At 28.5% G+C, this 26,962-nt stretch carries 30 protein-coding genes and 5 tRNA genes; 10 read left to right on the top strand and 25 right to left on the bottom strand.

Features of this window, described 5'->3' with window-relative positions:
- Nucleotides 1-486 precede the first annotated feature (486 nt).
- The 5 genes from CP960_RS09395 to CP960_RS09375 all read right to left on the bottom strand — a co-directional run bounded on the left by CP960_RS09395 (nucleotide 487) and on the right by CP960_RS09375 (nucleotide 974).
- A tRNA-Arg gene (locus CP960_RS09395) sits at nucleotides 487-563 on the bottom strand.
- Nucleotides 564-622: 59 nt separating this feature from the next.
- Nucleotides 623-707 (bottom strand) — tRNA-Leu (locus CP960_RS09390).
- A gap of 4 nt (nucleotides 708-711) precedes the next feature.
- A tRNA-Arg gene (locus tag CP960_RS09385) sits at nucleotides 712-788 on the bottom strand.
- A gap of 18 nt (nucleotides 789-806) precedes the next feature.
- Nucleotides 807-883, bottom strand: a tRNA-His gene (locus CP960_RS09380).
- A 13-nt stretch (nucleotides 884-896) separates the two neighbouring features.
- Nucleotides 897-974, bottom strand: a tRNA-Pro gene (locus tag CP960_RS09375).
- Nucleotides 975-1,154: 180 nt separating this feature from the next.
- On the opposite strand from CP960_RS09375, the gene CP960_RS09370 reads away from it, so the two are divergent.
- Genes CP960_RS09370 through CP960_RS09360 form a run of 3 tightly spaced genes read left to right on the top strand, consistent with a single transcriptional unit; the run spans nucleotide 1,155 to nucleotide 3,010 of the window.
- Nucleotides 1,155-1,985 (top strand): AraC family transcriptional regulator, encoded by an 831-nt coding sequence (locus tag CP960_RS09370; protein ID WP_101185157.1) that lies wholly within the window; start codon nucleotides 1,155-1,157, stop codon nucleotides 1,983-1,985.
- Nucleotides 1,986-2,031: 46 nt separating this feature from the next.
- Nucleotides 2,032-2,712, top strand: a complete 681-nt coding sequence (locus CP960_RS09365) for an AzlC family ABC transporter permease (protein ID WP_101185156.1) — start codon at nucleotides 2,032-2,034, stop codon at nucleotides 2,710-2,712.
- On the top strand, nucleotides 2,705-3,010 hold the full coding sequence (locus tag CP960_RS09360; RefSeq protein ID WP_101185155.1) for an AzlD domain-containing protein: 306 nt from the start codon (nucleotides 2,705-2,707) through the stop codon (nucleotides 3,008-3,010). Before CP960_RS09365 ends, CP960_RS09360 begins: the two co-directional genes overlap by 8 nt.
- Before the next feature lie 15 nt (nucleotides 3,011-3,025).
- Here the strand turns inward: CP960_RS09360 and CP960_RS09355 are convergent, their stop codons facing one another.
- Genes CP960_RS09355 through CP960_RS09345 form a run of 3 tightly spaced genes read right to left on the bottom strand, consistent with a single transcriptional unit; the run spans nucleotide 3,026 to nucleotide 5,547 of the window.
- The gene (locus tag CP960_RS09355) at nucleotides 3,026-3,805 is read right to left on the bottom strand and encodes a thiazole synthase (protein WP_101185154.1); all 780 of its coding nucleotides are present in this window, start codon (nucleotides 3,803-3,805) and stop codon (nucleotides 3,026-3,028) included.
- 36 nt (nucleotides 3,806-3,841) lie between these two features.
- A complete protein-coding gene (cutA, locus tag CP960_RS09350; protein WP_101185153.1) occupies nucleotides 3,842-4,150 on the bottom strand; it encodes a divalent-cation tolerance protein CutA in 309 nt (102 codons plus the stop codon).
- Nucleotides 4,147-5,547, bottom strand: a complete 1,401-nt coding sequence (locus CP960_RS09345; protein WP_101185152.1) for an NAD(P)H-hydrate dehydratase — start codon at nucleotides 5,545-5,547, stop codon at nucleotides 4,147-4,149. Before CP960_RS09345 ends, cutA begins: the two co-directional genes overlap by 4 nt.
- 189 nt (nucleotides 5,548-5,736) lie before the next feature.
- Between CP960_RS09345 and CP960_RS09340 the strand changes: the two genes are divergently transcribed.
- The gene (locus CP960_RS09340; protein WP_101185151.1) at nucleotides 5,737-7,152 is read left to right on the top strand and encodes an alanine/glycine:cation symporter family protein; all 1,416 of its coding nucleotides are present in this window, start codon (nucleotides 5,737-5,739) and stop codon (nucleotides 7,150-7,152) included.
- A gap of 20 nt (nucleotides 7,153-7,172) precedes the next feature.
- On the opposite strand, the gene CP960_RS09335 is transcribed toward CP960_RS09340, so the two are convergent.
- The 9 genes from CP960_RS09335 to CP960_RS09295 form a co-directional block, all read right to left on the bottom strand.
- The gene (locus tag CP960_RS09335) at nucleotides 7,173-7,493 is read right to left on the bottom strand and encodes an SUI1 family translation initiation factor (protein WP_101185150.1); all 321 of its coding nucleotides are present in this window, start codon (nucleotides 7,491-7,493) and stop codon (nucleotides 7,173-7,175) included.
- Between the two features lie 28 nt (nucleotides 7,494-7,521).
- Entirely contained in the window at nucleotides 7,522-8,511 is a 990-nt protein-coding gene (gene tsaD / locus CP960_RS09330; protein WP_101185149.1) for a tRNA (adenosine(37)-N6)-threonylcarbamoyltransferase complex transferase subunit TsaD, read from the bottom strand.
- Between the two features lie 23 nt (nucleotides 8,512-8,534).
- Nucleotides 8,535-9,095, bottom strand: a complete 561-nt coding sequence (locus CP960_RS09325; protein ID WP_101185148.1) for an RBBP9/YdeN family alpha/beta hydrolase — start codon at nucleotides 9,093-9,095, stop codon at nucleotides 8,535-8,537.
- Between the two features lie 9 nt (nucleotides 9,096-9,104).
- Nucleotides 9,105-9,533, bottom strand: a complete 429-nt coding sequence (locus CP960_RS09320) for an Lcl C-terminal domain-containing protein (protein ID WP_101185147.1) — start codon at nucleotides 9,531-9,533, stop codon at nucleotides 9,105-9,107.
- Nucleotides 9,533-9,805: a hypothetical protein gene (locus CP960_RS09315; protein ID WP_101185146.1), complete on the bottom strand. Its 273-nt coding sequence runs from the start codon at nucleotides 9,803-9,805 to the stop codon at nucleotides 9,533-9,535. The genes CP960_RS09320 and CP960_RS09315 overlap by 1 nt, the downstream gene beginning before the upstream one ends.
- Entirely contained in the window at nucleotides 9,795-10,862 is a 1,068-nt protein-coding gene (dxr, locus tag CP960_RS09310) for a 1-deoxy-D-xylulose-5-phosphate reductoisomerase (RefSeq protein WP_101185145.1), read from the bottom strand. The genes CP960_RS09315 and dxr overlap by 11 nt, the downstream gene beginning before the upstream one ends.
- Entirely contained in the window at nucleotides 10,859-11,617 is a 759-nt protein-coding gene (locus CP960_RS09305; RefSeq protein WP_101185144.1) for a phosphatidate cytidylyltransferase, read from the bottom strand. Before CP960_RS09305 ends, dxr begins: the two co-directional genes overlap by 4 nt.
- A gap of 125 nt (nucleotides 11,618-11,742) precedes the next feature.
- Nucleotides 11,743-12,486 carry a complement resistance protein TraT gene (locus CP960_RS09300; protein ID WP_101185143.1) on the bottom strand — a complete coding sequence of 248 codons (744 nt, stop codon included), beginning with the start codon at nucleotides 12,484-12,486 and terminating at the stop codon, nucleotides 11,743-11,745.
- Between the two features lie 135 nt (nucleotides 12,487-12,621).
- Nucleotides 12,622-13,950: an NFACT RNA binding domain-containing protein gene (locus tag CP960_RS09295; RefSeq protein WP_101185142.1), complete on the bottom strand. Its 1,329-nt coding sequence runs from the start codon at nucleotides 13,948-13,950 to the stop codon at nucleotides 12,622-12,624.
- Between the two features lie 92 nt (nucleotides 13,951-14,042).
- On the opposite strand from CP960_RS09295, the gene CP960_RS09290 reads away from it, so the two are divergent.
- Both CP960_RS09290 and CP960_RS09285 read left to right on the top strand, forming a co-directional pair.
- The gene (locus CP960_RS09290; RefSeq protein WP_101185141.1) at nucleotides 14,043-14,366 is read left to right on the top strand and encodes a cytochrome C; all 324 of its coding nucleotides are present in this window, start codon (nucleotides 14,043-14,045) and stop codon (nucleotides 14,364-14,366) included.
- Between the two features lie 199 nt (nucleotides 14,367-14,565).
- Nucleotides 14,566-16,065, top strand: a complete 1,500-nt coding sequence (locus tag CP960_RS09285) for a DUF3373 family protein (protein ID WP_101185140.1) — start codon at nucleotides 14,566-14,568, stop codon at nucleotides 16,063-16,065.
- Nucleotides 16,066-16,081: 16 nt separating this feature from the next.
- Here CP960_RS09285 and CP960_RS09280 read toward each other — a convergent pair whose 3' ends face one another.
- Nucleotides 16,082-16,594 (bottom strand): hypothetical protein, encoded by a 513-nt coding sequence (locus CP960_RS09280; protein ID WP_101185139.1) that lies wholly within the window; start codon nucleotides 16,592-16,594, stop codon nucleotides 16,082-16,084.
- A 123-nt stretch (nucleotides 16,595-16,717) separates the two neighbouring features.
- Between CP960_RS09280 and thrS the strand changes: the two genes are divergently transcribed.
- The 4 genes from thrS to rplT all read left to right on the top strand — a co-directional run bounded on the left by thrS (nucleotide 16,718) and on the right by rplT (nucleotide 19,837).
- The gene (gene thrS, locus CP960_RS09275) at nucleotides 16,718-18,526 is read left to right on the top strand and encodes a threonine--tRNA ligase (protein ID WP_228152049.1); all 1,809 of its coding nucleotides are present in this window, start codon (nucleotides 16,718-16,720) and stop codon (nucleotides 18,524-18,526) included.
- Nucleotides 18,523-19,059 (top strand): translation initiation factor IF-3, encoded by a 537-nt coding sequence (infC, locus tag CP960_RS09270; RefSeq protein ID WP_101185137.1) that lies wholly within the window; start codon nucleotides 18,523-18,525, stop codon nucleotides 19,057-19,059. The genes thrS and infC overlap by 4 nt, the downstream gene beginning before the upstream one ends.
- Before the next feature lie 132 nt (nucleotides 19,060-19,191).
- Nucleotides 19,192-19,389: a 50S ribosomal protein L35 gene (gene rpmI / locus CP960_RS09265; RefSeq protein ID WP_101185136.1), complete on the top strand. Its 198-nt coding sequence runs from the start codon at nucleotides 19,192-19,194 to the stop codon at nucleotides 19,387-19,389.
- A gap of 88 nt (nucleotides 19,390-19,477) precedes the next feature.
- The gene (rplT, locus tag CP960_RS09260) at nucleotides 19,478-19,837 is read left to right on the top strand and encodes a 50S ribosomal protein L20 (RefSeq protein WP_101185135.1); all 360 of its coding nucleotides are present in this window, start codon (nucleotides 19,478-19,480) and stop codon (nucleotides 19,835-19,837) included.
- A gap of 62 nt (nucleotides 19,838-19,899) precedes the next feature.
- Here rplT and CP960_RS09255 read toward each other — a convergent pair whose 3' ends face one another.
- The 7 genes from CP960_RS09255 to CP960_RS09225 form a co-directional block, all read right to left on the bottom strand.
- Nucleotides 19,900-20,220 (bottom strand): cytochrome C, encoded by a 321-nt coding sequence (locus CP960_RS09255; protein WP_101185134.1) that lies wholly within the window; start codon nucleotides 20,218-20,220, stop codon nucleotides 19,900-19,902.
- 24 nt (nucleotides 20,221-20,244) lie between these two features.
- On the bottom strand, nucleotides 20,245-21,441 hold the full coding sequence (locus CP960_RS09250; RefSeq protein WP_101185133.1) for a rhodanese-like domain-containing protein: 1,197 nt from the start codon (nucleotides 21,439-21,441) through the stop codon (nucleotides 20,245-20,247).
- Between the two features lie 14 nt (nucleotides 21,442-21,455).
- On the bottom strand, nucleotides 21,456-22,718 hold the full coding sequence (gene nrfD / locus CP960_RS09245; protein WP_101185132.1) for an NrfD/PsrC family molybdoenzyme membrane anchor subunit: 1,263 nt from the start codon (nucleotides 22,716-22,718) through the stop codon (nucleotides 21,456-21,458).
- A gap of 2 nt (nucleotides 22,719-22,720) precedes the next feature.
- Entirely contained in the window at nucleotides 22,721-23,362 is a 642-nt protein-coding gene (locus tag CP960_RS09240; RefSeq protein ID WP_101185131.1) for a 4Fe-4S dicluster domain-containing protein, read from the bottom strand.
- A 2-nt stretch (nucleotides 23,363-23,364) separates the two neighbouring features.
- Nucleotides 23,365-25,809: a molybdopterin-containing oxidoreductase family protein gene (locus tag CP960_RS09235; RefSeq protein ID WP_101185130.1), complete on the bottom strand. Its 2,445-nt coding sequence runs from the start codon at nucleotides 25,807-25,809 to the stop codon at nucleotides 23,365-23,367.
- A gap of 226 nt (nucleotides 25,810-26,035) precedes the next feature.
- Nucleotides 26,036-26,275, bottom strand: a complete 240-nt coding sequence (locus CP960_RS09230; protein WP_101185129.1) for a hypothetical protein — start codon at nucleotides 26,273-26,275, stop codon at nucleotides 26,036-26,038.
- 32 nt (nucleotides 26,276-26,307) lie between these two features.
- The gene (locus tag CP960_RS09225) at nucleotides 26,308-26,958 is read right to left on the bottom strand and encodes a c-type cytochrome (RefSeq protein ID WP_101185128.1); all 651 of its coding nucleotides are present in this window, start codon (nucleotides 26,956-26,958) and stop codon (nucleotides 26,308-26,310) included.
- Between the last annotated feature and the right edge of the window lie 4 nt (nucleotides 26,959-26,962).

The raw sequence follows: 26,962 nt of genomic DNA, 5'->3' as shown, positions 1-26,962 counted from the left end.
ATTACTCGTGTTATAGACGAAGAATTTTTTTATTCTTCTTGTTTTTCTCTTGTTATCATATATATTCAGTTTATAAAAGTTATCTCTTATAAACTTCTTTTGTTAAAGAACTCAAATCCTCTCTCTTGCTTCTCTTTTAAGCCTCAGCGAATTTGGACGGGAATTATAGACAAATTTTCTCCTCTTGTCAACCCTTTACCCTTAACTACAGCTTAAATTTTTGAATTTTTCTGCTTTTTACCTATTTTTTTATTTTTTCTCTATATTTTATGGTCTTTTTTATTTGACTGTTATTTTCTATTCGTAGTAATTTTTTTGAGTTTTAGATTTTTATTAAAAGTTGAAATTTATTTAAGATTATGAATTAGTATAAAAGAAGCATTTATCCACAATAAGTTATTAAATTATTTTTTAAATTGTTTAGACTTTAACTATTTGTTAAAGTCATAAAACATTCATATTTATATAAACTGATTATTATTAAAGTGGTACGCCCTATACGATTCGAACGTATGACCTACGCCTTAGAAGGGCGTTGCTCTATCCAGCTGAGCTAAGGACGCATTTGAAAGAAAAAAAGCCTTATACAAATGATAAAATAATCATTTACATAAGGCTTAAGTGGTGCGGATGAGAGGACTCGAACCTCCACACCGTGAGGCACCAGATCCTAAGTCTGGCGTGTCTACCAATTTCACCACATCCGCAAAGTGGTACGCCCTATACGATTCGAACGTATGACCTACGCCTTAGAAGGGCGTTGCTCTATCCAGCTGAGCTAAGGACGCTTAAAATAATAAAATAAATGGGGTGGATAATGGGATTCGAACCCACGGCCCTCGGAACCACAACCCGATGCTCTAACCAACTGAGCTATACCCACCATTTGTTTATGATGGTCGGGGCGAGAGGATTCGAACCTCCGGCCCCCTGGTCCCAAACCAGGTGCGCTAACCAGACTGCGCTACGCCCCGACAAATTTACTTTTTAAGTGGTTTCTCTCAAAAAGTGGACGGAATTATATTATATTTTTTTTTATTTGTCAAGGGGTTTTTGAGAAAAATTCATTTTTTTTTAAAAATTTTAATTTCATACTGATTTAATAGCAATTTCATACAATACTATTTGAATATTTCTTGATATAATTAGTTATTATGAAAAATACAAATCAAATAGTTCACAATATAAAGTTTTCAAAACCGCAACTTAATAAAGATATTATTATATATGAAGGACACTTCAATAACTTCAATTATGATAAACATGTTCATGAAGAGTATACAATTAGCCTTATTGAAAAAGGCCACATGAATGCTTTTTTAAAAGGTTTTAATCATAAATTTGACAAATCTTCAATAATTACCATAAATCCAGATGAAGTTCATGCTTGTGCTATTGGAAATAACAATGAGTATAAACATCGTTCTTTATATTTAAAGCCTGAAACTATTAATGAAATACTTAAATATAACTTTTCAAAAAAGCAACTTTGTTTTCGTGATTTTTCTTTCAATAATGAATACATCTATAATAGATTGTCTTTTTTAATCAATCATGACAATATTCCTTATTTTAATACTCTTACTTGGGAATGTGAACTAATTGATATTGTAAATTCAATATTGCAAATTAATACAAAAGCAACTAATTTAATTGAACTACCATCTAATTATCTACTAATACAAAAAGTAAAAGAGTATTTACATGATAACTTTTATATGCAAATATCTTTAGATGATATATCAAAAGAGTTTGGTATTTCTAAATATCATTTTATTAGACTCTTTAAAAAACACACATTTATATCAGTTCATGCTTATTTAATGATAATAAGAGTTGAAAAAGCAAAACAATTTTTACAAAAAGGCTTAAGTTTAATTGATACTGCTTATATGTGTGGATTTAATGACCAAAGTCATTTAAATAAAAGATTTAAAGCAATTACTGGTTTAACACCTGGTGAGTATAAAAGATTTTTTAATTAGCAATCTCATACAATACAAAAGATTTCTATTTTGATACTCTTTTAGTATGAAAAAAGAAATAAAAAATGGATTTATGGCAAATCTGCCAATTAGTATAAGTGTTTTTGCATATGGTGCTGTACTTGGAATTATTTGTACTTCAAAAGGCATTAGTTTTTTACAGCTAGCTTTAATGAATATCTTCATTTTTGCAGGTTCAGCACAATTTTTGATTGTTGATATGTTAAGCAATCCAGTAAACATCTCTGTAATTGTTTGGAGTGCTTTACTTATTAATCTTAGATACTTTTTAATAGGAGCATCATTAAATAACCTATTCAAAAGTAGTAGTTTAAAAAGAAAAGCTTTAATTATGCACTTTGTTACAGATGAATCTTGGGCTGTTACTATGAATAGAAAAGAAAAAGATATTAATGTCTTTTTTCTACTAGGAGGAGGATTGTGTATCTTTATAGTATGGTTTCTTGGAACATTATGTGGATATTATTTTGCAGAATTTATCTCAAATCCAAAAGTGTATGGTTTAGATTTTGCTTTTTTAGCACTATTTATTGCAATAGTAACAAGTATGTATAAAAGCAAAAATGATTTTATTATCTATTTATCTACTGCAATAATCGCTACTATTTTAGAAAAAATTATTCCAAATATGTCTTATATAATAGTTTCTGCTTTATTAGGTTCTTTTTTATATGTGTATTTAAATAAAAGAAAAAGCCATGAATAGTTTTGATATTTTAATTATAATAACTTTTGTTGCAATAGGCACTTATATTTTAAGAATATCTGGTTTACTATTATGTAATAAATTAAAAAGATTTAAAAATTTAGATATTTTTTTAGAATCAATTCCAGCAACATTATTAATTGCTTTAATTATCCCTTCTATTATAAAGATGGGAATAATAGGAATTTGTGCTGCAGTTATTTCCATTTTTACTATGTATAAAACAAAAAGTGTTTTATTATCTATGAGTATAGGAGTATTTATTGTTGCTATATATAGAAATGGACTTCTTTTTTAAAGAAGCCCAAAATATTTAAAATTGAATCAATCCATCAACAGGAGAACTTGCAGTTGCATATGGTTTTTTAGGAATTCTTCCTGCTTCATAACTCATTCTTCCTGCAATAACTGCATGTTTCATTGCCTCTGCCATTTTTAAAGGGTCTTTTGCTTGTGCAATTGCTGTATTTGTTAATACAGCTTCTGCTCCTAATTCCATAGCAATTGCAGCATCACTTGCACAACCTACTCCTGCATCAACAATAACAGGAACATTAACTGCATCTTTGATAAATGCAATATTATATCTATTTTGAATACCAAGTCCAGAACCAATAGGAGCAGCAAGAGGCATAATTGCATCTGCACCTGCATCTTCTAATCTTTTTGCAATTATTGGATCGTCATTTGTATAAGCCATTACAGTAAAACCATCTTTTTTAAGAGTTTCACAAGCTTTTATCGTATCAATTACATCTGGATATAGAGTTTTATCAGCATCACCTATAACTTCAAGTTTAATTAAATCAATTCCTGTAGCTTCTCTCATAAGTCTAAATGTAGTAATTGCTTCTTGAGCAGTAAAACATCCAGCTGAATTAGGAAGAAGTTTTACATTTGTATCTTTAAAATAATCTAATAAATTCTCTTCATTTGGATTTGTAATATTTACTCTTCTAATAGCAACAGTAATAAGCTCACTTCCACTTGCTAATGTTGCATCTTTTGTCGTTTGAAAACTATCATATTTTCCAGAACCAACAATTAATCTACTATTAAACTCATACTTTCCTATTTTTAAAACATCACTCATTTTTATTTTTTCCTCCAAAAATACATATATTTATTTTTAACAATTCTGAGATAGAAAACTCTTGTACTCTTTACTTAAGCTATCAATTTTAAAGCTTATAATTTCGGGCACATCATAGCTATGTAATTCTTTAATCTTCCTTTCGATTTTTTCGAAATTTTCTTTTTTAGTTTTTATACTTATTAAGAACTCTTCATCTTCACAAAAATCATCTTTCCACACATAAAAAGAGTCTATTTTAGATACTTGAATACAAGCAGCAAGCTTTTTTTCTAATAAGATTTTTGAAATCTTTTTTGCCTCTTTTATACTATTTGTTGTTGTTTGTACTAATATAGGTTTCATAAGTTTTTTATTCCTTCTATTAAATCTTCTGGGTTTAAAGCATAATTATTGCTTTTAAAATTTTTTGCTGCTAATGTATGAGCTAGTGATGCATTTATTGCACTTTGTAAGAAACTATATCCTTGTGCAAGTAAAGCAACTATTAATCCACTTAGCACATCTCCACTTCCACCTTTACTTAAAGCTGATGTTCCCAAGCAATTTACATATACTTTATTGTTTTGTGAGATTATAACATTTGCCCCTTTTAAAAGTAGAGTTACTTTTGGGTATTTTTTACAAAACAGTTTTACATATTTAAATCTATTACTTTGTAAAGTATCAATATCAATATCTGCAAGTTTTGTTAATTTTAATAAAGAACAAAACTCTTTTGGATGAGGAGTTAAAACAATCTCTTGGTTTAAATAGTCTAACAATAACTTTTCATAAAATAAATCTGCATCGATAACTTTTGCTACATTTGTATTTAAAATCTTCTTTAATTCATTTTTATCATATAATCCTAATCCCATTCCTAAAGCAATAGCTGTTACATTAGATGGTAGATTATGACTTTGCATAATATAATATGGTAACTGTAACTCTTCATGAACAATAGCTGTCACAAGTCCTGCTCCAAAACTAAAAGCAGCACTACTTGCAATAACTCCAGCTCCTTTTTTACACCCAATAACTACACAAGCATGTCCATAATTTCCTTTATGTGTATTTATATTATCTCTAAAAGGAAGCTTTAAATCCTTTTGTTCAAGTAAATACATATCTGTTTGATTTTCATAACAACTACTTGAAAGACCTAAATTTGCCTTTTTTATAATACCTGTGAACTCTTTTGCACCATCTGTTAATAAAGAAGTTTTTAAAGCACCCATAGTAACTGTTACATCAGCTTTAAAAGCACTATTTTTAATTTCTCCATTATTATCAACTCCACTTGGAATATCACAAGCAATTTTATAAGCTTCAATACTATTTATTTTTTCAAGAATATCTATTGCTTCTTTTTTTAAAGGTTTATTCAAACCACTTCCAAAAAGAGAATCTACTACACAATCAATATCAAAAACTTTTCTTAAACTATTAGTAGTATTTACTCCTAATAGCTTTAATCTTTCAAGTTGAAGTTTAGCCATTTTTGATTTTACTTCAAAAGGAGTATAAACTATAATATTTAAATACTCATCTTGTAATAATCTTGCTAAAGCCAAACCATCTGCACCATTATTCCCAACTCCACAAACTATTAAAATAGTAGAGTTATATGATTTAATTTTATTATTAACTTCACACTTTAAAGCTAAAGCTGCATGCTCCATTAACAAGTCTTCACTCAAAGAAAATTTGTCATAACATTTCTTATCTAAAGAACTAACTTCATCAAAAATTTTTTGCATAACTACTCTTTTTTATAAATTGATTTATTATATAAAAATAAAACAAAAAGACTTATAAGTAAGAAAAATATTAGATTTTGTAACTTTATTACTTAAAATATTTATATTTTATTTATTTTTGTTATTTATTAATTACATATAAGTTATATTTTACTATTCTATATATTACCAAAGTAAAAAGGATAACATATGAATATGATAATAGACTTTTTAAATAACATATTTTGGGGATACATTTTAATTTACGGATTATTAGCCGTTGGTGTATTCTTTACTATTAAACTTAAGTTTATTCAATTTGTACATTTTAAAGAGATGTTTAAATCAGTATTTGACAAAGATGAAACTGACGAATCAGGTATTTCACCATTTCAAGCTCTTACAATTTCATTGGCTTCAAGAGTTGGAACAGGGAACCTTGCTGGTGTAGCAGTTGCACTTTTTTTAGGTGGTGCAGGAGCAATTTTTTGGATGTGGATTGTTGCACTTGTTGGTATGGCAACAGCATATGCAGAAAGTACATTAGCTCAACTTTATAAAATTAAAGATGAAAATGACCAATACAGAGGTGGTCCTGCTTTTTATATTGCAAAAGGACTAAAATCTCCACTACTTGCAGCAATTTTCTCAATTAGTTTAATTTTAGCATTTGGTTTAGTATTTAATGCAGTTCAAGCAAATTCAATTGCAGGTGCAGTAAATGCAGCGTTTGGAATTGATAAACTTTATGTAGGACTTACAATTGCAGCAGTTGCAGCATTAGTAATCTTTGGAGGAATAAAAGGTATTGCTAAAGTAGCAGAAGTTGTTGTTCCATTTATGGCCATTATTTATTTATTACTAGCAGTTTTTACAATGATAATTAATTATGAAGCTGTTCCAGGTATTTTAGCATTAATTGTAAAAAGTGCTTTTGGATTAGAAGAAGCAGTAGGTGGTGTAACAGGTGGTATTTTAGCAGCTTTATTAAATGGTGTTAAAAGAGGACTATTTTCAAATGAAGCTGGTATGGGTTCTGCCCCAAATATTGCAGCAGTAGCAACACCAACTCCTCACCATCCATCTTCTCAAGGTTTTGTACAAGCATTAGGTGTTTTTATTGATACAATTTTAATTTGTACAGCAACTGCAGTAATGATTCTTTTAGCAGGTGTGCTAGACCCAGAATCAGGAGTAAAAGGTATTGAATTAACTCAATTAGCACTTTCAACACATATTGGTGATGCTGGTATTTATTTTATTGCAATTGCAATTTTATTCTTTGCATTTACTTCTATTATTGGTAATTATTCATATGCAGAAAATGCCTTAACATATTTAGGTGCTGGAAATAAACTAGGAGTTACAATTTTAAGAATTGCAACAATTGGTATGGTAATTTGGGGATCTCATGAAAAAGTACAAACAGTATTTAATGCAGCTGATGCTTCTATGGGACTTATGGCAACTATAAACTTAGTTGCAATTGTTTTACTTTCTGGAACTGTTGTTAAATTAACAAAAGATTATTTAGAACAAAGAGAGCAAGGTAAAGACCCTACTTTTGAAGCAAAATATTACCCAGAATTAAAAGATAAAATTGATACAACAATCTGGACAAAATAATAAGAGGTTAACTCCTCTTATTATTTAAACTTCCAGCCTTCATTTTCTAAAATCTCTTTAACTTTTGTTTTTACATCACCTTGAAGTTCTATCCACTCATCTTTTATACTTCCACCACAAGCAAGCTTTTTCTTTAGAAGTTTTAATATCTGTTTCTTTTCATTCTCTACTAGATAAAATCTACCTAGTAAAGTTACTGGTTTTCCTTTTCTTTTTTCAAAAGTAAATACTAACTGATGTTTATTTTTTGGTTCAATATTCTGTTTAGGCTTTTTTTTCTTATCCTCTTTTTTTGTATCAAAGTTATCCCCTTGCAAGTTAGCACCCATTTCAAATATCATTATTTTTCCTTTTAATCTTAAAAAAGATTTACATATTTTTAATTCTAGTTTGAATATCTATTTCATTGATTGAAACAAACTCTTCTCTTTCAAATTGTTCAATTGCAACTCTTCCAATCATTGCAGCATTATCTGAACAATATTTTAACTGACTTAAATAAAGTGTTGTATTATGTTTATTACAAAGTTGCTCTAACTCTTTTCTTAAATATATATTTGCACTTGCTCCACCAACTATTGCAAAATTTTTAGGAATTGTAGTTTTAAAATACTTTTTAATTTTTTGCATTATATGACTAACTGCTGCTTTTTGAAAAGAAGCACAAATATCGGCTTTATCTTTAGATGAGAGTTCTTTTATCTTTTCTATTTCCAATCTTACTGCATTTTTAAGTCCTGAATAGCTAAACTCAATTTTAGGACTTTGTCTTAAAGGAATAGGAAAATCAAATCTATTTTCATCTCCTTTTTGTGAAAGTTCTTGAACAATTGGTCCTCCAGGATACCCTAAGCTCATCATCTTTGCAACTTTGTCAAAACTCTCTCCAAAGCTATCATCCATTGTAGTTGCAATAATTTTCATATCATCATATGAATTAGCTTCAATTATTTGAGTATGACCTCCTGAAACTAGCAGTATTGTACAAGGAAGTATGGCTTCTTTTTCAATAAAAAGTGAGTAAATATGCCCTTTTAAATGATTTACTGCAATTAATGGAATATCTAAAGATGTTGCTAATGCTTTTGCCATTGTAACACCTTCCATTAATGTTACAGAAAGACCAGGTGAATTTGTCACAGCAACAGCTTTAAGCTTACTAAAATACTCTTTTGTCTCTTCTAATATTTTTGGTAAAGCTTCAATATGAAGTCTTGCTGCTAATTCAGGAACAACTCCACCATATGCACTATGTTGTAACTCTTGAGATATTTTCTTATGAAATATTAATTTTTTTGTTTTTATATCTGTAATAGCTATTGAGCTATCATCACAAGATGATTCAATACTTAAAATCAATGATTTTATCCTTTTTATAAAACTTAAGAGTCTTTAGACTCTTTGCACTCTTCTTCTCTTTTTATCCAATCTAAAGCACAATCAAGTCTTCCAAAACCAGATTGTGCATTTATATGACCTGCATCTTCCATTATTTTCATACCAATATTTAATTCTTGTTGCAATTGTACTGCCTCTTCTAAACTCATATAAGGGTCATTTGTAGATGCAGCCATGATAACTTCTTTAGCTTTTAAATCTTTTGGCGCATTATATGGGAAAAACTCTTTTATCTCTTCTACATCACAAGTTTTGCTAACAGGAGCAACTAACATTAACTTATCAAGTTGTATATCCAATTCATCACATATATGAAACCATAAAATATTTGCCAAAGAGTGACAAACAACAATTTCAGGTTTAAAGTGTTCAATCTCTTTTTTTAAACACTCTTTCCATTGATTAAAATTTGGATTATTTTTATTTGGAAAAGAAGGAAAAGATACAACATAATTCTGTTTTATTAAATCAATTGCCAAATAAGCTTGCCAATGGGGATATTCACTTCCATTTAATCCATGTAATATTAATACTCTTTTACTCAAGTTTATTCCTTACTTTATATCTCTAACACATCTAATATATTTCTTTTTATGCCTACTATCAAAATATGCTGTTCCACTTATAAAATGCATATAATCAGCATAATACCAAAGGGTTCTCCAATGGGCTTTATTTGCCCAATATCCGTCTGGAACATTATATTTAAAAGCTCTATTTATATAGTTTAATTCATTTTTTTTATCAACTATTAATTTATACTCTTCAATATTTGGTACTCTCCAGTTTGAAAAACCTGCATGCCTTAAGTTTTGACAATATATTGGTACTTGCTCATGAGTTTTTTTAACTTTTATAACACTAATATCATCTTGCCACATTAAATGATTTTTTTTGTCAACAACTACATTTAAACGATGGTTTCTTTCAAAACTACTTGCAAACAAAGAGCTTGCAATTAATAGGAAAACTAGTAGTTTCATTATTTAGCCTTTATACTAAACTTACCCTTTTCTAACTGTTTTGTTACACTTTCATCTAAAAGTTCAATATCAACTTTATACCCTGTTTTAAAAACAAGTCCTACAAGTTGCTTATGCTCAACTCTATTTTCATTTGAGTTATGCTTTTTCCACTTTTCAAACTTCTGTTCATAAGAGTCTAAAATCTCTTTTTCAAACTTACTTCTTGTATATATTAAGTATATTACCAAAATTATTAAAATAAGAAAAGGTATAAGTAAATCAAGACTCACAATAGTTTCTCACTTCTTTATCAATTTCATATATATCATCTATACTACTAATAATTGGTTTATTAAATCTATTTACAGCATCAAGAGTAATTTTAGATATGTCTAAAAATCCAATTTTACTATTTAAAAATTTCGAAACAGCAACTTCATTTGCCGCATTTATTACAACTCCTAAATCTGGATTATTTAAAACCTCATCTTTTATTTCCCAAATTGGATATCTACTTTGTTCTATTTTTTTAAACTCTAAAGATGCAACTTCAAGTAAATCAATTGGTTGTAATATAGATTCATGTACTTCACCTAATATTGCATATGCTATTGGAAGTTGCATTGAAGCATTTGCAATATGAGCGGTTGTACTTCCATCTGTAAAATTAATTAATGCATGAATAAGTGATTTTGTTTCAATAACAGCATCTAATTTTGTAGTATTAAATAGCCATTTTGCTTCAAGTAGTTCAAACATTTTATTAGTCATTGTAGCACTATCAATAGTAATTTTATTTCCCATTGACCAATTTGGATGATTTAATGCTTCTTTTATAGATACATTTTTCAAATCTTTTATTTCATAATCTCTAAAAGAACCTCCACTTGCAGTAATAAGCATTGAATCAACTTTTTTATCTTGAAGTAAATACCATAATCCAAAATGTTCACTATCTATTGCACTTAAATTTGTCTGGTCGATAAACTTTCCTGCTACAACTAATGACTCTTTATTTGCCAATGCAACTTTTTTACCACACTTTATTGCTTTTAATGTTGGTTTTAAACCTAAAAAACCAACTAATGCATTTACTACTGTTTTTGAAGAGCTATTCTCAATGGCTTCTAAGATTGCTTGTAAGCCAAAACCCACATTATTATGATTTACATCTTTTATATCTTCTTTTCTTGCTATTACAACTATTTTGGGATTAAACTCTTTTATTTGTTCATTTAAAAGTTTTATATTTCTACCTGCAACTAAAACTTCAACATCTAAGTTAAATTTTCTTGCAATATTTAAGGTATTTACCCCTATTGAGCCTGTACTTCCTAATACTATCAAACTATAACTCTTAATACTACTAACATAACTACTGATGCAAATAAATATCCATCAGTTCTATCTAATACTCCACCATGTCCAGGTAAAATATCTCCACTATCTTTTACTTTAGCCTCTCTTTTTAAATAGCTTTCAAATAAATCACCAAATACAGAAGCAATTGCAACTATAAAAGAGATTAAAAGTGCTTGAAAATATGAAAGTTCAGTTATTGCAAAAAGTGCACCTAAAACCGAACCAAAAAGAACTCCACCTACAACACCCTCAAGTGTTTTATTAGGACTAGTTTCACAAAATTTTGTTTTTCCAATACTTTTACCTACAAAATATGCACCTGTATCAGTAGTTGCAACTATAAATAAAATCCACCATAGAATTTGTATTCCAAACTCATTATATAAAGATAACAAGATTAAAAATGAAGCCAGAGGATAAAGTAAAGGTAAAAATGTTTTTTTATCAATATCTTTTGTATATGCTAAAACAGAAGCTAAAATAACTAAAGCTAAAAATATTAAATTTTCAGACTCTTTATAAAAATATGCAATTATCCATAATATTGATGAAACTTGATAAACAATGTAGCCTTTTACATTAAAAAGTCTCATGGCTTCATTTACACCAATTATCATAAAAGCACCTAAAAATAGCCATGTAATAAAAAATACATCCAAATAACTTACTAATATAAATACAAAAAACAAGACTAATGCTGTTTTTATCCTTGTTGAACTATCTTTTATTAAATTTGACATTAATTTTCCTACATTTAAAATAGTTGTGATTTTACCATCAAATCACTTTTAATTTGTTAATGTCAGCTTTTTTAAGTTAATTATGAGTAGAAAAACTAGGCAAAATGCCTAGTTTATAGTAGAAATTATAAAATTCCAGAAAGTGATCTTGTTAAACCTTCAACTAGTTTAGGTTTAGCTTCAGTAAACTCAAGATTTACTTTATTAGCAGTACTTACAACTCTAGTTCTGTAAATTTTCCATCTTGCATTTTTAGTATTAATTTTTTGATTAACATTTGCAGACATACCTTGTTTTGCATTGGCATTTGCATTTTGAACAATAGTCTCACCTTCTAAAGGTCTTTGTCTTATTTCAACATCAGTAATCATTGTAAAATAAGTGTCATCAACCATTGCATCAGCAACTGAAGCTACTAATCCACCAATAAGTCCACCAGCTGCATAAGATTTAGCACTATTTGCTCCACTTGCAGCTGCAATTCCAGCTCCTAGAACAACTCCACCAAATCCAGACTCTAATGCACTTCTTGCAGTTCTTGCATCACTTTTACCAACTTGAAGTAAGTTAGCTTGTACCATAAATTCTGCTTCTCTTGGATTTCTTGTGATTTTAAAGCCTCTTTTTTCAAAAGCTTTTTTCACTTCATTTTCAACATCAATATCTTTATCTGTTGTATTTCTAACTCTTACATAAACAATCTGTTTTTCAGGTGCAACTGGTTCAAGAAAAATAGAGTCACTCATCTTTGTTTGAACGTCTAAATTTCTTTTCTTAATTGCTGTATGTAAAGCTCCACAACCTGTAAATAATGATATAATAAAAATTGAACTTAATGTTAGTAATCCAATTTTAACATAACTTTTCAATGTTCCCTCCTTGAATTTGGTCATGAAATATTAGCAAAAATATCATAAATAATTACACTTAATATGCATAAAACTTACACTTTTTTTATAATTTAATAAACTTCCTATAAAAATATTATATTTAAAATAAAATTATTATATTTTTACCTCTACTGTTGTATAAGGATTGTATAAAACATTTGAGCCATGTTGTATTTTTACATTTCTTCTTTGTGTATAATCAACTAAATAATTTCCAGAAAAGTCAACTGAAAAACTTGCACACAGCTTTGCTGCTTTAATTATAAGTTCATCAGGTATTATTTTTTTACTATTTTGAACTATTACATGACAAGAAGTTCTATCTTTTAAATGAAACCAAAAATCACTTGCTTTTGAGTTTTTTAGTAAATATATATTTTCTCTTTCATTTCTTCCTAACATTATTTTATATCCATTAAAGAAAAATGATTCATAATTTTGTTGCTTAGTTGTTTTTATTTGATTTTTCTGCTTTTTAGGAAGTAAAAACTCTAACTCATCACTATTTTCACACTTTTGAATATTTAATAACATTTTTGTTAAAAATTCATACTTTTGAGTTAAACTATCTTTCTCTATTGAGATATTTAATGCTTTTTGTTTTAATCTTTTTGCTTTTTTAAACAACTCATTTGAGTACGAAGAAGCACTATACTTTGTATCAAGTTCAATTTGAACTTTATTTCCTTCATAATCATAAGCTTCTAATACTTTTTGATAAGGTTTTATATTATGTAAATTATTTAATATAATACTTGCTTTCTCATATAAACTATTTGACTCTTCTTGAAGATTCTGTTTTTTAGGAAGAGAAGTAATCAATAAATCAAGCTTTTTTAACTTTTTTTTAACTATTGAACTTTTCTGTTTTTTTATATTTTCTAAAACTTTTTGTTCTTTTTTTTCATATATTTCATAAAGATAGGCTTCTATATTTTCAACCTTGTGCTCTTTAAATACAAAATTTTGTTTTGGAATCTCTTCTAATTTATGTCCTGTTTTTACAATTCTACTAGATGAGAACTCATCAATATGTCTTAAGGCTTCTAAAACGACTCTATTTTCATCTAAAATAATTATATTAGTATGTTTACCTGTAAACTCTAATTGTAGTATTGTTGTTAGTTTTTTATAAGAAGAGGAAGAGTTAACTTTTATATTTATTACTTTATCTTCATTATAGATTTTAATTTCTTGAATTTTTGAGTTATTAAATCGTTTTTGTAATAACACATCAAAAGGTGCATTAAAATCTTTTTTTATATTTATTCTATTTTTTTTCTTAAAAATAGTACTCTGTCCCTTAGTCATGTCAAAATATAATATGTTATTATTATTAAATTCAATTATAATTATATTGTTATCAATTCTCTTAATAAGCTTTATATTTTGGGCATTCTTGTTTAAATATTCTACTACTTGTTTTAATAAAAAGTACTTCACAATTAATTCACTTTATGTTATAATAATATTGTTTTGGTTTTTTATATTAATAAAATATAATTGTACCCAAATTTAAATTAGGAGAAAAAACAATGACAAAATTCGTAAAAATAGCTCTTGCAGCAGCATTAGCTTTAGGTGTAACAGCTACAACTGCACAAGCTGATTCTAGAAAAGGACAAAAAATTTTCATTAAAAAATTAAAAAGCCCTTGTGGAATGAATGGAGATAAATTTGCTGCTAAACACTCTCAAGATGAGTGGAAAGAGATTAAAGATTCTGGAAATTTTGAAAATGAAATAATCAAAATATGTCCAAAAGTAAAAAAAGGTTCTATTAAAAAAAGCTGGCAAGGACATTTATTTGATTTTGCATATGAATATGCAAATGACTCTGGAAATGTTCCATCTTGTTAGAATAAAATATATAAATCCCATCCACTTAAAGGGTAACAGTTGAATACTGTTACCCTTTTTTTATTATTTTCATAAGTAAAACTAATATTTTATTAAGCACCTATTAAAAGCTAAAGTTATATAATATTGATAAGATAAATGAAACTTTTATTTATAAGTTTTAGTTATTATAACTATAAAAACACAAGGAGATAATAGCATGAAAAAGGCTATAATAGGTCTATCTACTGCTGTAGCATTAAGTAGTACACTATTTGCTGCAAACACTTCAAATGATGAAATGATGAAGCAAATTGAATTATTAAAAAAACAGATACAAATGCTAGAAACGAAACTTAATTCAAATGAAAGCAAAGTATCAAACTTAGAAAAAAGTTTTACTGACAAAAGATTTACAAAACTTGAAAAAACTGTAAATAGAAACTCAAAAAAGATTCAAGATGTTAAAGCACATGATGCTGGGGATAATATTAAGTGGGATATTGATTTTAGAACTCAATATGACAATGTTCAGTATAAATTAGGAAATGGTAAAAAAGTTTCAAATGAGGCGATTTTTTCAAATAGACTTTGGTTAGGAATGAAATTCCAAGCTGATGATAACTCGATTTTTTATGGAACACTATCATATAACAAACTTTTTGGGGATAATAGAGCAAGTACAAATGGCAATGCAACATTTGATTGGGTTACAAATGAAGCTGCTACAAATGATAATAGTCTAAAAGTAAAAGAGGCTTATTGGTTATATAAAAATGACTCATTTTTAGGAAATAGTGATGTTTCTTGGACTGCTAGTGTTGGAAGAAGACCTTCAACTGATGGCTTAGGAATAAACTTTAGAGCTGATCAAAGTAGAAAATCAGCACTTTCACACACTGTAAATGTTGAGTTTGATGGAGCTAGTGCGAGATTTAACCTTGATAAAATCACAGGTGTTAGTGGTATGTGGCTTAAGTTTTGTGCAGGAAGAGGTCTTACAAATGCAAAACTTAGATTTGATGATTATGACTACATGAAAGATAATGATACATCAGAAAATGTTGATATGGCTGGAGTTATTTTTGTTCCTTATGATGATGGGCAATACTCTATTCACATGAACTATGCAAAAGCTTGGAACTTAATAGGAATGGAAGGGAGTATTGACAATAAAAGAAATGCAAGTCCAACAACAACAGGTAAATTTGATAACTTTGGAGATATTCAATTAGCTACTATTATGTTTAAAGCATGGGGTATTGGAAGTGGAATTTCGGACTTTTTAGATGATACAACTGTATTTGCTTCATATGCTATGAGTAAGACAAGTCCAGATGGAGGTAATGAAATGCTTGGTTCTACAGATTCTGAAACTGGTCACTCATTTTGGATTGGAGCAAATATGCCTTGTCCAATAACTGATAATGCAAGAGTTGGAATTGAGTGGAATAAAGGTAGTAAATACTGGAGACCTATGACTTATGGTGAAGATACAATGGCTGGAAGTAAAATAGCAGCGCGAGGTACTGCATGGGAAGTTTATAGAAACCAAAAACTAACAGATGCTTTAAGTTTTTCTCTTAGATATACTCATATTAAATATGATTATGCAGGAAGTAATGGTTTCTTTGGAGACTTAGGTGAGCCAACAAATATTAGAGATAATAATGTTGAAGAAGCACAAAATATTACAGCAAATGTTAGATATAGATTCTAGTTTTGTAGATAGAGTCTTATTTTAAAGAGACTCTATCTAAATTTATAATTGTAGTTTCTGCTATATTCATCATTGCTATATTTACTCTTCTAAACTCTTCATCTTTTACTTCTAATAATAACTTATCATACATATTTGCATATGGAAAAAGTGTAAAATATATATACTCTTTTGAATTTTTCTCTTTGTCTAACTCTTTAAACCATACAGCTAAAAGAGCTAAGTAAAGCATTGCAGGATTAAAAGTACTATTTTTACTTAAATGTTTAGAAATCTGTTTATTAATAAAATTATATGCATTAAATACTGCTTTAATTCTATAATGATTTCTATTTTTTATATAATGTTCACTATCAAAAGTAACATTATTAATCTGTTTTAATATATCTTCACTAATTGAATTTACATATTTGTCTACTTTTTCATCTACATTAAAGATTTTCTCATTATTATCTTTATACGAAGTTATTAAATCTTTACAAAACAGTAGTAAGGCTTCGGTTTTTATTTTAGATAGGTTTAAAATCATTCCATATTCTATCTAAAATTAATTAATAAACTGATATTAAGATTAAATTTAAGTGCAAATGCGCTAAAATGTACAAAATTCTATAAAATTGCTACGGCAAAATTTATTAAGAAAAGGAAATTATTGGAACCAATTGGTGTATTAAGTGAAGGTAAAATATACGACCTTCAAACTGCGGAAGCTTTAAATATAACTGGAGAAGAGATTAGAAATGATAACTCTCCTGAATCTTTAGAGATACTTAGACACTCTTGTGCACACCTTATGGCACAAGCTATCAAAGAGTTATATCCAGAAGCTAAATTCTTTGTTGGTCCTGTTGTAAAAGAGGGATTTTATTATGATTTCAAGGTAGATTCAAAAATATCTGATGAGGATTTACCAAAAATTGAAAAGAAAATGAAAGAGCTTGCAAATGCAAAGCTACCAATACAAAGATATGAAACAACCAAAGCTGAGATTTTAGAAAAGTTTGCAAATGATGAACTTAAGCAAGCAGTACTGAAAAATATTACTGATGACACCTTAACTTTATATAAACAAGGGGACTTTGAAGATTTATGTAGAGGCCCTCATGTTCCTAATACTAGAATGATTAGAAGCTTCAAACTTACAAGAGTAGCTGGTGCTTATCTTGGTGGGGATGAAGAGAATGAAATGATTACTAGAATCTATGGAATTGCATTTTTTGATAAAAAAGAGTTAAATGACTATGTAAGAATGCTAGAAGAAGCTAAAAAAAGAGACCATAGAAAACTTGGAACAGAATTAGAACTATTTACATTTAATGAAGAAGTTGGAGCTGGACTTCCAATGTGGCTTCCAAATGGAGCAAGACTTAGAAGTAAACTAGAAAGAATTCTTTACAAAGCGCATAGAGTAAGAGGTTATGAACCAGTAAGAGGTCCAGAGATTTTAAAAGCTCAACAATGGGTTACATCTGGTCACTATGAAAACTACAAACAAAATATGTATTTAACTGAAATTGATGGGCAAGAGTATGGAATAAAACCTATGAACTGTGTTGGTCATATTCAGATTTTCAAAAATGATTTAGTTTCATATAAAGACTTACCTAAAAAACTTTTTGAGTATGGAGTTGTTCACAGACATGAAATGAGTGGAGCAATGCATGGGCTTTTTAGAGTTAGAGAATTTACTCAAGATGATGCGCATATCTTTTGTACACAAGCACAAGTAAAAGAAGTAATTATTGAAGTTTTAGAGTTTGTAGATAAACTACTTAGTTTATTTGACTTTAAATATGAAATGGAAGTATCAACAAAACCTAAAAAAGCAATAGGTGATGATGAATTTTGGGAAAAGACTACAAAAGGTATCATGGATGCTTTAGATGAGAACAATCTGCCTTATGGAATTGATGAAGGTGGTGGAGCATTTTATGGACCAAAAATCGATATTAAGATTTTAGATGCTATTGGAAGAAAATGGCAATGTGGTACTGTTCAAGTTGATATGAATTTACCTAGTAGATTTAATGTAGAGTATATCAACGACAAAGGTGAAAAAGAACAACCTGTAATGATTCATAGAGCAATTTTAGGTTCTTTTGAAAGATTTATTGGTATTCTAACAGAACACTGTGCTGGAGAGTTTCCTTTTGTTATCGCTCCAACAGAAGTTATCTTTGTTCCGATTGCAAATACTCATGTTGAGTATGCAAAATCTTTACAAAAAGAGCTATTATATAAAGAGATTGATTCTAAAATTTTTGATATGAACGAGAGTTTAAATAAAAGAATTAGAATGGCAGAGAAGCAAAGAGTACCAATGATAGTTGTTGTTGGTGATGAAGAAGTGGCAAATAACTCTATAGCATTAAGAGATAGACGAAAGAGAGAGCAATCTAACATGTCTAAAGAGGAGTTTATTTCAATGTTAGAAGAAATTAAAAAAGGATGTGAAATTTGAGTCGAAACAATAAAAAAGACGAAGTGTTAATGAACGAAGACATTACAGTAAGAGAGGTTAGATGTACATCTGATGATGGAACTAATTATGGTATTATTCCAACAAGAGATGCACAAGCAACGGCTGATGAATTAGGACTAGATTTAGTTTTAATTGCACCAAGTGCAAAACCACCAGTTGCAAAAATCATGGATTATGGTAAATTTAAATACCAACAAGAAAAGAAGAAAAAAGAAGCTAAGAAAAAACAAAAAGTTATTGTTGTTAAAGAAGTGAAATTCTCTGTAAAAATTGCAGATAATGACATTAATTATAAAGTTAAACATGCTATTGAATTTCTTGAAAAGGGATTCCATGTTAAATGTAGGGTTTTCTTAAAAGGTAGAGAAATGGCTCATCCTGAAGCGGGTGTTGAAGTTCTTGAAAGAATTTGGCCTATGCTTGAAGAGTATGGAACAAGAGATGCTAAACCTAAACAAGAAGGAAGATTTGTTAATATGATGGTTCTTCCTAAAAAAGAAGAGAAAAAATAACTCTTAAATATGTAGAAGACAACTCTCTTCTACATATTGCTAGACAATTAACCTAACTTTAAACTATATTTAAGTAAAATCACAAACTTTTTCAGTTATATGAAAATGCAAATTTATTGAAAGGATTCCACAATGCCAAAGATGAAATCTAATAGTGGAGCTTTAAAGAGATTTAAAGTAAAAAAGAATGGTTCTATTAAAAGAGGATCAGCTTTTAGAAGCCACATCTTAACAAAAAAGAGCCCTAAGAGAAAAAGAAATCTTAGAAGCGAGCAAACTGTTGCATCTGTTGATAATGCAAGAGTTAAAAAAATGTTAAACAAAGCGTAATTAAAAGATTACATAGTCCCTCCACATATGTGGACAAGTTCGATTTAATATAATCGACACCTATAAAAACGGTAAAGAAAGGAAAAATATGCCTAGAGTTAAAACTGGTATAGTTAGAAGAAGAAGACACAAAAAAGTATTAAAACAAGCCAAAGGTTTTTTTAGTGGTAGAAGAAAACACTTTAGAAAAGCCAAAGAGCAACTTGAGCATTCATTAGTATATGCTTATAGAGATAGAAGACAAAAGAAAAGAGATTTCAAAAAGCTTTGGATTATTAGAATCAATGCTGCTTGTAGACTAAATGATATTAACTATTCAAGATTCATGAATGGATTAAAATTAGCTAATATTGAATTAGATAGAAAAATCTTAGCTGATATGGCTATGAATGATGCTGAAGCTTTTGCATCATTAGTAGCAAAAGCAAAAGATGCTTTAGCAGCATAATTAAATTTGCACTAATAAAATAAAAAGGGTAAGAACAAAAGTTCTTGCCCTTTTTTTATGCCTTAACAAGAAGGAACATTTCCTGAATCACTTGCATAGTTATATAAAAAGTCATATACATGTTTTAAATATTTGTCTCTTAAAGGTTTAGCTTTTGGACAAATTTTAAGAATCTCATCATTTAATTGATTAGATTCAAATTTACTTTTCCACTCATCTTGAGTATGTTTTTTTGCTAAAACACCACCTGTAAAACCGCAAGGCTTTTTTAACTTTTTAATGATGATTTTTTGTCCTTTTAATGCATCAGCTTGAACAGTTACACTAAACATTGAACTTGCTAAAATACAAACAGCAGTTGCTTTTAATAATTTTTTTAACATTTTTTATCCTTTTAATAATATTTATTAACCTAATGGCTCATTTACTTCAATTTCACAACTAGTACCTTTACAATCTATATTTGCATCAAAATAGAAGATTTCTGAAACATCTATTTTTGCATCATACAGTTTTGTCCAAGCTTCTAGTGATCTTCCACCTGCTGTACAATTAAATACTATGCTTTTACCTTTTGGAAGCTTTTCTAACAGCTCTTTTGCATTTAATTTTCCAGCATTAATATTTATTGCTCCTGGTAAATGTCCTGACTTAAACTCCTCTTTTGAAGTAACATCTACAATTTGAATATTTGAAGGAACATTTTTTTGTAAAATCAATTTTTTAAACCATTCTCCATCAACTGTACCTTCATCAAGACCTAATTTAACACTATTTTTACTAAATTTTGGTTCATTGTCATCACTTTTTACTACTGTATTTGATGATGCCGATGCAGTTGTAGCTAAGCCAGCCTCTTTCCATTGAGGCAATCCTCCTGCAAAAACAGAAACATTTTTATACCCTTTTTTAAGTAAAGCATTAGCTACTTTATGTGATTTAGAACAATTAAATCCTCCACAAAAAACTACTATTTTTTCATCTTTGTTAGCTGGGAATCTTCCTATTAATGTATCAAGTTTTGTATCAGGTATTGCAATTGAACCAGGAATAGTCTCTTGTAAGACTTTTTTATATGGTCTTGCATCTACCATTAAAGCCGAATTTTTTCCTTGTACACTTTTCATTACAGCAAGAGATACTTCAGGATAAGATTTTTTTAACCATTCAGGTTCTCCTGCTTGATATAATTTTACATTTGTAAAACCTTTTTTCTTAAGCATAGATGCAACTTTTGGACTTTTACCACATTTCCAACCACCACAATAAACTATAATCTCTTTATTTTTTGCAGTATCTTTTAATTGTGGGAAATACTCTTCAAACTTTGTATCTGGAATATTGATACTTGAAGGAATAGTGCTTTTTTTATATTTTGCTTCTGGTCTTGCATCAACTAAAACTGCACTTGCACTTTTTTTTGTACCTTTTCCTATTGCTTTTTTTGTATATTCAAAATCAACTATTTCTAAATTATCTGCTTTAATAAGCTTTTGAACCTTTGAACTAGCCTTTGATAATAGTTCTGCTTGTCCTGCAAATGCATTTGCAACAAATAGACTTGAAACTAAAGCAATTGTTGCTAAAATTTTAGTAACTCTCATAACTTCTCCTTTTATTAATGAATTTCTCTTTGTTTATTAATTGAAAATAATGTATCAACTAATTTGTATATAAATATTACAACACCAACTGAACCAAGAACAATAAAAATCTCACCTAAATGTGGGCTAACATAATTAAAATTTGTTGCAACACCATAAAAATCATACTTCTCATATCCTACACCAAACCTATTTGTTAAAGGATTGGCATTCCCACCATATACAAATAAATATCTTCCTATATATCCTCCTATAATAACTGAGATTGAAGCTAATATTATATATGACTTATCTGGTTTAATAAGTAGTAAAAATGGCATTACTAATGCAAATAGAATATATCCTCCAAAGAATAAGTATCTAAACTCTCCAAATAAAATTATAAATGCCCAGTCTTTATCTATAACCAAATAACCAACAACTTCATAAATTGCTAATACAAATATAAAAAATAGTATGCTTTTTCTTATTAGTGACATTAGCTCTTTATAACCTTTTTTATTTCTATGAACAAAATATGATAAAACTCCCATTACCCCAAGTGCTGAAACAAATGCAGAGATAATAAAATACCACATTAAAGCAGGAAACTCTGTCCATAAATGCCTAGCTGTATTCATTGAAAATAGTTTTGCTTGAATGTAATACTCAACTAAATCTACACCAATACTTAACACTAAAATAGGAAAAGCCAATTTTTTAGCTAACTCTCTTTTTTTTGTAAGTATTAAATAGATTTCAAACATAACAAAAGGAATATACGTAAAATATAATGGAAGCATAAGCCACATACCTGCATTTGTATTTGGGTCTAAAAACATCCATTTCATATTTAACATATTTAAATCAGTAGCAATAGTAAAAAGTCCTGCAAGAACCATTGCAAGCCCTAAAACCATAAATGATGCAGCTAATTTTTCTACTATTTTAAAATTCAATAGTTCTGCTAATGCTACTAAAAAAATTATCCCACTTCCTGTATAAATCATGTACATATAATTAGAAATAAAAAGTGTCCATGGAACTTCTCTACTAACTTCACCTACATTACCAAAAATTGCAGCTCTCATAGCTTCTTTTAACTCTGGATTTGTTGGGTCAACACCCATAGAGTGTGCAGTTGCAACTTCTGTAAAATATCTTAATTCATAAATTTCATATATTCCATAAAATGCAAAGCATATTAAAATATATGAAAAAAACATTACTCTATTAAAAAAGAGTTCTTTAAAAGAGGCCTTATTAATCTCAAGCCCAGCAATTGCATACTTTTCCATAATTATTTCCTTACACCTTTAAACTCTAATAAATACTCATCCCAATTATAAATTTTTGTTTCATGAGAGATACTTTGTCTTGCATAACTTTCTGAATCTGGAACAATATAAAAAAGTTTTGGTCTAGTATTTAGCTTCTGTTTTAAAAAGAAAAATCTTTTTGTTTTTAAAAGTTTTACTAAATCACTATTCTCATCATCTAAATCACCAAACATTCTCACATTTGTAGGGCAAGTTGCTTGGCATGCAGTTGTTCCATACTCTTCAATTCTGTGATCACAAAAAGTACATTTATCTACAGCTACTTTTGTATCATCAACAAATCTTGCATCATAAGGACACGCTTCCATACAACCTTTACATAAAATACATTTTTCATAATCAACTTGTACAATTCCACCTTTAGCAATATAACTTGCATTTGTAGGACAAACACTTACACAAGGAGGATTTTCACAATGGTTACACTGAGAAGGATATAAATTTATATAAGACTTATCAAAAATTGTTCCTTCTACAATACCAACCCAAATTCTTTGTTTATCTGCACCTAACTGTACACCATTTTCTTCTTTGCAAGCAGTCTCACACGCTTTACAATTTATACAACTTTGATAATCAAGTGCCATTGCATAATTAGCCATAATTAAACCTTTCTAATAGAAACAATTGTTTCATGCATAATTGCACTACCAAATACTGGTTCTATATCATCTTCTATGATTTCATTATCACTTGCACCATTTCTATTTGCAAATGTCATTCCTGTTGATTGTGAACCAAAACCATGAACATAAAAAACTGTATCTTCAATTATTTTATCCGTAGGAAAAGCCTTTATTTGAATTTTTCCTGCACTACTTTGAACCTCAACAACATCTCCATGATTTATGCCATTTTTCTTTGCATCTTTTTTATTAATCCATATAAAATTTTCTGGCATTAACTCTAAAAGCATTACATTATTTGCTGTTGAGTTTTGAGTAAACTGAGAGTGTCTTCCACTAATAAATTTAAATTTACCTTTTGGTATTTTTTTAAAATCTTCTTGATGCCATACAGGCATAGGGTCAATTCCTTTTTTAGCAAGATTTTCTAAGTAACACTCTATTTTCTTAGTTGGTGTTGAGAAAAGTCTTTTTATTTCTGCTATATCTCTTGGATTAATACATGTATCAATATCATCCGAATCCTCTTTATTTTCAAGTTTTAATACTGTATAAAACTTCTCTTTTTCTTTGTAATATCTAAATTTATTATTATCTAACTTTTTAAAACTTTTTGACATTTTAGGATAAAACACACCTTTTGTTCTTAATGTATTCCATGCTTTTTCATCATACTTTTCTAAAACCATCTCTTTATTAATATGTTCTTGAGAGTGTTCAAAAGCATCTGCTAAATCATATCCATTATCTTTATATAACTCATCAATCTCTTCTTTTGATAAACCTTCAATTTCATATTGAAGATCTTCATCATATTTTTTACTTATTTCAAAAAGAGGTTTAGATAGTTTTTTACCAAGTCCATGTAAAATCTCTATTACTGGCTTTGTTTCATACATAGGTTCAATTACCTTTCTTCTAAGTGCAATAGAAGGCTCAACACCAGGAAAAGATTTAACAGGGTCTTCTCTTTCTAAATATGTACATTCTGGTAAAATCACATCTGCCATTATTGCAGTATCACTTGGCATTGTATCTATTACTACAACTAAATCCATCTTTTTAAACATCTGCTTTGTTTTTTCAACATGAGGTACAGATAAAACTGGATTTTGTTTATAAACAAACATTCCTCTTATTGGATATGGTGTTCTTTCTTCTAAAATCATATTTCTCCATGCAATCCATGAACCACTTCCTCCTATAATTTTAGCTTCATCTTTTTCAATTCTTGGCTTAGGATTTGAGTATAATGGTGCATTAACATAGTGGCTACCCAATGGTAGTTTTTTTCCAAATACAATACCACCTTTTACATCTATTCCTCCACCTAATGCTGTAAATATTGCTTGTGCTCGTCTTAATTGAAAATCATTTTTTGTCCATGTTGACCTTCTACCTTGATAATATATTGCTTGAGGAGCATTAGCCATAAACTCTTGTGCAACTTTTTCTATTTCATGTGCAGGTATCCCTGTTATATTTTCTGCCCATTTAGGAGTATATTCACTATTTAATATATGCTCTTTATATTTATCAAAATTTGAAAAATTGTTTTTTACATATTTTCTATTATATAATTCATTTTTAATTACATGATATGTTAATGCTAATACAAAAGCTAAATCTGTTCCTGATTTTATTGCTAAATAATCATCAGCATGCATAGCTGTATTTGTAAATCTTGGATCTACAACAACAAGCTTTGTTCCTCTTCCTCTTGTTCTTTTAAAAATATCCATAGTATCAGGAGTAAGAATTGCTTCTGCTCTATTAGCACCTGCCATAATTACATATTTTGCATTTTGTAAATCAGCTTGTCCATACTTACCAATTGTTAATGCATATCCAGATACAGCAGTTTGAAGACAAATAGAAGCGTGATTTACGAAGTTAGATGAACCAATTTTATTTGACATAAAAGTTTTAAATGTATGTTCTGCTAAACCTTCTCCAGCACAATACCCAAAACATGATCTATTATCTTTTTCTTCATCCAATATTTTTGTCATCTTTTCTGTAATATAAGTGTATGCCTCATCCCATGTTACTCTTTTATATTTCCCATCACCTCTTTTACCTACTCTAATTAAAGGATATTTTATTCTATCAGGGTCATATAAAGCTTGTATACCAGCATTTCCTCTAGCACAAAGCATATTTTGAGATTTTGGGAAATATGGATTTGGCTCAAGTTTTGTTACGATATTGTTTTCAACTCTTGCAAATGCAGCACATTTATTAACACATACTTCACACAAAGTTGGTACAAGTTTTACATCTTTATTATTAGAATTTTTTCTTGTACCAAAACTAATTTTATCTTTATTTGAAGTATCTTTACAGATTGCACTTGAACTTGCAATCACCGATAAAGCAACTGTCCCTTGGAGAAATTTTCTTCGTGAAATCTCAACTTCCATTTCTCACTCCTTCTTAAAATTATTTATTAATCTTATAACTTTAGCATAGGTTAATATAAATTATTCTTATTTATGAATGAATATTCACTAATTTTTTCAAAATTTCTCTTTTTTTGTTATTTTTATAAGTATTTTTAATAATATTTTTATTTTAAACATTATTTTTTCTTATGAAGTGACTTTATAGTTACATTATTGTTTTAGTTGATTTTAAATATTTATATATTTATTTATTTTTAAATAGTTTTTTTAGAAGTTTTGTTATTGATTGTAATACTACTATTATTACTAATACTATTGTAAATATAATCAAAGAGTATATAAAAGGATGAAAAGGTGATGAATGATTTAAAAGTGCTTTAAAATGTTCAACTGGATATTTAGTCCACTTATCAAGATGTATTACTAATGACGAGATTAAAAAAATTACTATATATAATAAAATTAAGTTTTTAAAGTATTTCATTTTACTATCCAAAATAAAGCAGAATATCTGCTTTATTTTTTATAAAAATTTGTATGAATATATTCAGCCATCTCTTTTGGACTGTAACTCATACCTTTTTTCTCGATAATCTCATGATTTCTTTCCATAATATCATGATTAGTACCAGATGATTGTGTTAAAGTTTTATTTTGTATATCTTGTAACTCTAACTCTAAGTCATGCACTAACATATTATTTAATGCTGGAGCATTTTTATTTGGGTTACCTTGTGCATTCGTGCCGTGACATTTAGAACACATTTGCATATAAATTTGAGATACTGTATATTTACTACCTTTTTTATAACTCTTTGCATCTTTATTAAATGTAAAGAATATATATTTAGCCATCTCTTTTGAATTGTAATCCATGCCTTTTTGAATTATCTTTTTCATATTATGTTGCATAATATCATGATTAGTACCAGATGATTGGTAAGAGGCCCCACCTTTTAAATCATATAAACTAATCTCCAACTCATTTAATCCAATATTATTTAAAGCAGGTGCTTCTTTTTTAATATTTCCTTCTGCTTTAATACCATGGCATTTTGAACACATTGATGCATATATCTCTTTTGAAGAGTAATTGCCCTTTGCATGTAGCCCTATTCCTAAAAAACTAACTATAAAAATTAGGTATAACACTCTTTTTGTTTGCATTTTA

The organism is Malaciobacter halophilus (assembly GCF_002837275.1).
GTDB lineage: Bacteria > Campylobacterota > Campylobacteria > Campylobacterales > Arcobacteraceae > Malaciobacter > Malaciobacter halophilus.
This window is presented reverse-complemented; position numbering and strand designations above follow the sequence as displayed.